Origin of the sequence: Paenibacillus sp. TAF43_2, assembly GCF_052113545.1 — a bacterium.
Lineage (GTDB): Bacteria > Bacillota > Bacilli > Paenibacillales > Paenibacillaceae > Pristimantibacillus.
The window spans coordinates 1-1,881 of the sequence record NZ_JBFRDK010000356.1; the positions used below are offsets into that span (position 1 = coordinate 1).

Consider the following 1,881-nt stretch of genomic DNA (forward strand, 5'->3'; position numbering starts at 1 on the left):
GCGTTCAAGTGTACGTTCTTGAAAGTCTTCGCTTATTTTCACTTTGGACATGGCCGATTTATAACTTGATTTTTTCATTCTCACAAATCACCGCCTATCACTTCTTTAAGCTGTTTACGCCCTCGAGCGAGCCAAGTACCTACCGTCGCAGGTTTGGCATGAAGTATATCCGCTATTTCTTCCAAGGAATAACCTTCGTAATAATGCAAATGGATCGGGACCCGATATTTTTTATCCAATGATAATACAGCCTGCATGACCATGTATTCATCCTTCGGCAGGTTAGACAGATTGTCCGGTATGGGGTTTCGACTCTTAAACCACCCCGTCTTGAGCAAGTTTTTACATTTATTGATCGTTGTACGGATTAACCAGGCTTTCTCATGTTCATCACTATCAAAGACGGGGGATTTTTGGAGATAGGCTAGAAATGCTTCTTGCGCTACTTCCTCCGCGTCAGCAATATTTTTGAGATAAGCGAAAGCTATCTTGACCAGGCTGTCGGAATAGTTGACCACGGCTTTGCGGACGGATTCATTGAGCTCATATGAATCGTTCACTTGATGTCCCCCTTTCACTAGTAATACAATCGAGCAGCCCGTTATTTTTCACGCTGTAAAAAAAATTAGGACAATTGCTTTAAAAGGGAGCAAAAAGGTTTTTATTAGTATGTCCTCTCACCAAAAACGGTAACATGCAAGCAATATTAACTGCAGCACTTGTAAATTCAATAAAAAAAGAACCTTCAATCTATAATTAGATCAAAGGTTCAATATTTATTTTAATGATATTAAATAATTCACGCCATGTTTTCAATTACGTAATATTTCACTACATCCATTTGTTTTTACATCAGAAAAACTAACTGAAAGCCAGCTCTTTTTCACTCAGGCCTAGTGAGTCAGCTGTAGAAGTATGAATTTCGTGCAGAAGCTCTGGATTTTCCATTAATGAAACGCCATAAGAAGGAATCATTTCTTTAATTTTTGGTTCCCACTCTTTGATGTGTTGAGGGAAACATTTTTTAAATACTTCAAGCATAACGTGAACAGCAGTAGAAGCACCTGGCGAAGCGCCTAGCAATGCTGCAATCGAACCATCAGCAGCCGTTATAACTTCCGTACCAAATTGAAGTGTCCCTCTGCCGCCAGCTTCAGTATCTTTGATAACTTGCACACGCTGACCAGCTGCTACTAAATCCCAGTCTTCCGTTTTGGCGTTAGGGATAAACTCGCGCAACTCATCCATGCGCTTTTCTTTGGATAGCATAACTTGTTCAATCAGGTATTTTGTTAATGACATATTTTTTGCACCTGCGGATAACATTGTGATGAGATTATCCGGTTTTACGGAAGTGACCAAATCAAACATTGAACCGGTTTTCAAAAACTTAGGTGAGAATCCGGCAAATGGACCAAACAGCAAAGATTTTTTATTGTCGATAAATCTTGTATCCAAGTGTGGAACCGACATTGGAGGAGCTCCAACTTTGGCTTTGCCGTAAACTTTTGCATGATGTTGTGCCACAACATTCGGATTATTACAAACCATAAATATTCCGCTTACTGGGAATCCGCCAATATGTTTACCTTCAGGAATACCGGATTTTTGCAATAAATGCAAGCTTCCGCCTCCGCCTCCGATAAAGACAAATTTTGCAGTATGCCGTTCGACGTTGCCGCTGCCATTACGTACTTTCAATTCCCACGAGCCATCGCTAGCACGTTTAATATTATCAACACTATGTTTATATTTGAGATCTACGTTTTTACTTTTTAAGTGGTCAAACAGAATGCGCGTTAAAGCACCAAAGTTGACATCCGTACCAGAGTCAATTTTGGTTGCTGCTATAGCTTCATTTGATTTACGATCTTTTATAAT

2 protein-coding genes are annotated in these 1,881 nt (G+C 39.8%); both read right to left on the reverse strand.

The window, feature by feature from the left end; genetic code table 11:
- Positions 1-80: 80 nt before the first annotated feature.
- Positions 81-560 carry an RNA polymerase sigma factor gene (locus tag AB4Z17_RS33315; RefSeq protein ID WP_441964722.1) on the reverse strand — a complete coding sequence of 160 codons (480 nt, stop codon included), beginning with the start codon at positions 558-560 and terminating at the stop codon, positions 81-83.
- A 301-nt stretch (positions 561-861) separates the two neighbouring features.
- Positions 862-1,881, reverse strand: a 1,020-nt coding sequence (locus AB4Z17_RS33320; protein ID WP_441964724.1) for a malate:quinone oxidoreductase, incomplete at its 5' end; no start/stop codon positions are given.